Source organism: Streptomyces sp. NPDC101166 (assembly GCF_044768125.1).
Classification (GTDB): Bacteria; Actinomycetota; Actinomycetes; order Streptomycetales; family Streptomycetaceae; genus Streptomyces.
Genome location: NZ_JBIWPF010000051.1, coordinates 1 through 5,476, shown reverse-complemented (window position 1 = coordinate 5,476; position 5,476 = coordinate 1). Strand labels below are relative to the sequence as shown.

Below are 5,476 nucleotides of genomic sequence, written 5' to 3'. Positions count from 1 at the left end.
GCGAACACCGACACCAGATTCGCCAACGCCCCATGACCCACCGCCACACCCTTCGGCCGCCCCGTCGAACCCGACGTATAGATCACATACGCCAGACCGGTATCGCGGAGGACGACCTCGGGTGCGGTGGTCGGAGCGGAGTCGAGTTCGGCGCACAGTTCGGGGCTGTCGACGACGGCGACCGGTACACGGCCCGCGGGAAGCCCGGGCAGGAGTTCCCCGGTCGTGAGCACGAGGGCCGCCCCGCTGTCGGCGAGCAGGTACGCCTTCCGCTCGGCCGGGTGCTCGGGGTCGATGGGCAGATAGGCGGCGCCGGCCTTCCACACGGCCAGGATCGCGACGATCATCTGGTCGTCGCGGCCGAAGCTCAGTCCGACGACCGACTCGGCGCCGATGCCCTGACGGATCAGGTGGTGAGCGAGGCGGTTGGCGCGGGCGTCCAGTTCCTCGTACGTGACGGCCACGCCGTCGGCGATCACTGCGATCTCGTCCGGGGTGCGCGCCGCGTGGGCCGTGAAGAGCTCGGGCACGGTGGTCGGCGCGACGGTCGTCGCGGTGTCGTTCCACCCGTTCAACAGCCGGTCGCGCTCGGATTCGTCCAGCACGTCGAGTGCGCTCAGCCGCACGGCGGGGTCGGCGACCAGCGCCGTGAGGGCGCGGATCCAGCGTTCGGTGAGCCGCAGGGCCGTGTCCTGCTCGAACAGGTCGGCCGACGCCACGACGCTGCCGTGCAGTCCACGGGGGATGCCATCGGCGCCGGCGGTCTCGGAGAGCTGGAAGGCCAGGTCGAACTTGGCCGCGGCCTCGGTGGGGCCGGCCGGTTGTGCGGCGGCCGACGGGGGGCGCAGTCCGGGCAGATCGAGGACCGCCTCGGCGTTGTTCTCGAGGGAGAGCATGACCTGGAAGAGGGGGTGGCGGGCCAGGGAGCGGGTGGGGGCCAGCTCCTCCACCAGCTTCTCGAACGGCACGTCCTGGTGGGCCATCGCGGCCAGGCTCGTCTCCCGCACCCGGCCGAGGACCTCCGCGAATGTGGGGTCGCCCGACAGGTCCGTGCGCAGGACGAGGGTGTTCACGAAGAAGCCGACCAGGTCGTCGAGTGCTTCGTCGTTACGGCCCGCGTGTGCTGAGCCGATCGGGATGTCGGTGCCCGCGCCGAGCTTCGACAAGAGGACGGCGCAGGCCGCCTGGAGCACCATGAAGGTGGTCACACCCTCGTCCTGTGCCAGCTGCCGCAGCCGGGTGTGGACGTCGGCCGGGACGGTCACCGGGATCCGGTGGCCCCGGCCGGTGGAGGCGGCGGGGCGCCGGTGGTCGGCGGGGAGCGTCAGTTCTTCCGGTGCGTCGGCCAGTGCCTCGCGCCAGTAGGCGATCTGGCGGGCGCCGACGCTGCCGGGGTCCGCCTCGTCGCCGAGCAGCTCGCGCTGCCACAGCGCATAGTCCGCGTACTGCACCGGCAGCGGCTCCCACCCGGGAGCCCGCCCCGCACACCGCGCCGCGTACGCGATGGACAGGTCCTGCGCGAGCGGCCGCTTCGACCAGCCGTCGCTGGCGATGTGGTGCATCACCACGACGAGCACCTGTTCGTCGGGGCCGGCCGAGAACAGGCAAGCGCGGAAGGGCACTTCGCGGGAGAGGTCGAAGGCGTACTCGCCCGCGGCGGCGACGGCCTCCGGAAGGTCTTCCGGGGAGACCTCGACGAGCGGCAGCTGCCACGTCAGGTCACTCATGGGGACGACCTGCTGGTAGGGCTCACCGTCGGTGACGGGGAACACGGTCCGCAGGACCTCGTGGCGCTGGAGCACGTCCCGCAGGGCTGCAGCGAGTGCCGCGTGGTCCACTTCGCCGGTCAGACGGAGGGCGACGGGGACGTTGTAGGCGGTGTTCGAGCCCTCCAGCCGGCCGATGAACCAGAGCCGTTGCTGTGCGTACGACAGCGGGGTGCGCTCGGGGCGCGGCATCGGCGCCAGTCCGGTGCGCGTGGTGCCCGCCCGGCCGATCCGGGCCGCGCAGCCAGCGACAGTGGGCACTTCGAAGAGCGTCGCCAGGTCCAGTTCGACGCCGAGTACGGCGCGGATACGGCTGACGAGGCGGACGGCGAGCAGGGAGTGGCCGCCGAGGGCGAAGAAGTTGTCGTCGACGCCGACCTTCTCGAGACCGAGGACCTGGGCGAAGGCCTCGCAGAGGATCTCCTCCTCATGGCTCCCGGGTCCGCGGCTGGAGCCGCCGGAGTGCGCGGCGCCCGGGGCGGGCAGGGCCTTGCGGTCGAGTTTGCCGTTGGCGGTCAGCGGCAGGGCGTCGAGGACGACCACCGCGGACGGGACCATGTGCTCCGGCAGCCGTCCGCCGACGAACTCCGCTACGGACGCGGCCAGTTCTCCGTCTGCCTCGTCGGCGTCCGTGGGGACGATGTAGGCGACGAGTCGGGTGTCGCCGGGGGTGTCCTCGCGGGCGACGACGGCCGCCTGCGCGACCTCCCGGTGCGCGGCCACCACCGCCTGTACCTCGCCGGGTTCGATGCGGAAGCCGCGCACCTTGACCTGCTCGTCCGCACGGCCCAGGTACTCCAGGAGACCGTCCCCGCTCCAGCGGGCCACGTCTCCCGTGCGATACATCCGCTGACCCGGCTCGAACGGGTTCGCCACGAACCTTGCGGCTGTCAGGCCGGGACGCTTCACATAGCCTCGGGCCAGCTGGGCGCCGGCGATGTAGAGCTCGCCCGCGACACCCGCAGCCACCGGCTGCAGACGCGCATCCAGCACATACAAGCGCGTGTTGGCGATCGGACGGCCGATCGGGACCGAGTCCCCCACCTGCTGACCGGACGCGACCTCGAACACACAGCAGCCCACCACCGTCTCGGTGGGCCCGTACTCATTGACGACCACCGAGCCCGGAGCCCGAGCAAGCCAGTCACGCACCACCGCACCGGGCAGCGCCTCACCACCCACAACCCATGTGCGGGCCGACGCGGCCGCCTGCTCCTGCGTGAGCATCTCCGCCAACAACGGCAGATGCGCAGGAACCGCCTTGACCAGACCGAAGGCGTCGGAGGTTTTGATGAGCTCGGCCAGCCCCTCCGCCCCGCCCGGACCGCTGACCACGACCGCCGAACCGGAGACCAACGGCACCAGGACACTGGTCACGGTCAGATCGAAGGCCAGGGAGGAATGCAACGGAGCACCCCCGCCCTCGCTCATCCCATACGCGTCCGCGGCCCAGGACACGTAATTGGCGAGTCCCCCGTGCGTGACGGCCACGCCCTTGGGCCGACCCGTCGAACCCGACGTGTAGATCACATACGCCAGCGACCGCGGATCGACCTCGTTGCCCAGCGGCTCCGCCGACACGGCATCCAGCTGCATCCGCACCAACGCGCTGTCCAACGCCACGAACCGGTTCCGACCCGCCGGGAGATCGTCGAGGACCTCCTCGGTCGTCAGCGTCAACACCGCACCCGAATCGGCGAGCATGAACCCGATCCGCTCCGCCGGATACTCCGGATCGACCGGCAGATAACCCGCCCCCGCCTTCCACACCGCCAGAACCGCCACCACCATGTCCACCCCACGCGGCAGACACAGACCCACCACCGACTCCGCACCGATCCCCTGACCCGCCAGATAACGAGCCAACCGCCCCGCACGAACATCCAACTCGCCATACGAGACCGTCTCACCGCCCGCCACCACCGCCACCGCATCCCGCGCCCGCACCACCTGCGCCTCGAACAACTCCGGCACCGACACCGAACCCAGATCCATCTCGGTGTCGTTCCACTCGACCAGCACCCGACGCCGCTCACCCTCACCGAGGACATCGAGCGAGGTGAGGGGCAGGTCCGTCCCGCCGGACAGCGCTGTCTCCACCGCGGTGACCAGTTGTTCGGCGGCGCGGTGCACCAGCGTGCTCACCTCGGCCGGGTCGATGGGGGCGACGGCGTCGACGGCGAGTGCGAGCGCGTCGCCGTTGTCGTTGACGGCCACGGACAGCGGGTAGTTGGTACGGTCGTGGGTCCACACGGTGCGGATGCCGGTGATCTCGGCGGTGTGCTCACTGCCGTCGCGGTGGCCCGCGTCGCGGCGGTAGTTGAAGAAACTGGTGAAGACCGGGGTGTCGGCCGGCAGTCCGCCGGCCCGCTGGGCCATGGCCAGCGGTGCGTGCTCGTGCTCCATGAGGCGGGCGAGCTGGCCGCGCATGGCCTCGATGGACTCGAGCGCGCCGAGCTCCCCGGTGCGCAGGCGGACAGGAAGCGTGTTCATGAACGGGCCCGGTACGCGGTCCGATCCGGTGCCCGCGTTCATGCGGCCGGAGAGCACCGTGCCGAAGACCACGTCGTCGCGACCGCTGAGCGCGGCGAGCACGCGAGCCCACGCCACGTGCAGTACGGGTGCGGGGCTGACGCCGAGGCGTCGCGCCACGTCTCGCAGACGGGTGGTGAGGGCGGGCTGGAACTCCAGCTCGCCGCGGGTGATGCCGGTGCCGTCGCCCCGCACATCGACCAGCCCGTAAGCGGCCGTGGGCTCGGTGACGTCGCCGAGCAGCTCGGCGAAGTACCGCTCGTGGGCGGCCTGTTCGACACCGGTGCGCGCCTGGGCGACGAAGTTGCGGAAGGGCAGCGGCTCGGGCAGCTCCTCGCCATGGCCCGTGAGGAAGGCCCGGATCTCCTCCAGGAGGACTTCCTTGGCCGTGTGGTCCTGCACCATGTGGTGCATTCGCAGCAGGGCGAGCCGCTTTCCGTCCGCGGCCGCCGTGACGTGCAGGGTGATCAGCGGTGCGCGGCCGAGGTCCATCGTGGTGCCGCCGGCGGCGACCAGCGCGGCGACGGGGTCGGTGGTGTCCTCGTCGAGGGTCACCTCGGTGACGGGCAGGGCGGCGCGGCGCCAGACGACCTGGACGGGCTCGCGCAGGCCCTCCCACACGATCGCCGTTCGCAGGATGTCGTGGCGGTCGACCACGCGCTGGAGGGCGACCAGGAAGCTGTCGAAGCGTTCGCCCGAGTCGAAGGCGATGACGGTCGGAAGTGCGTAGGCGTCGTCGCCGCGTTCGTTGAGGAGGTGGTGGAAGAGCAGGCCCTCTTGGAGCGGTGCGAGCGGGTAGACGTCGGCGATGTTGGCCGCGCCGCCGTCCACGGAGGCGACGATGTCGGCCAGTTCTCGGGCCGTGAGGTCGACGAGCGGCAGCATCTCGGGCGTGATCTCGGTGGCGTCGGCCGGGATGAGGTTCTCGGGTACGGCGACCTGGGCCGCGCCCGCCGCGGCGGCGAGGCCGGCCGGCGTCGGGGTCTCGAAGAGCGCGCGTACGGAGACGGACATGCCGCGTTCACGGAGCCGTTCGACCAGGCGGACGGCGAGCAGGGAGTGGCCGCCGAGGGCGAAGAAGTTGTCGTCGACGCCTACCTGTTCGAGTCCGAGGACCTGGGCGAACACACCGCAGAGGAGTTCTTCGCGGGCTGTGGCGGGGCCCCGGCCGGCGCCGG

The 5,476-nt window shown here is 71.3% G+C and carries 1 protein-coding gene; it reads right to left on the bottom strand.

Going from position 1 to position 5,476, the window contains the following annotated elements:
* Positions 1–5,476: amino acid adenylation domain-containing protein (locus ACIRS4_RS36095; RefSeq protein ID WP_404204171.1), on the bottom strand; the 5,476-nt coding region annotated here is incomplete at both ends.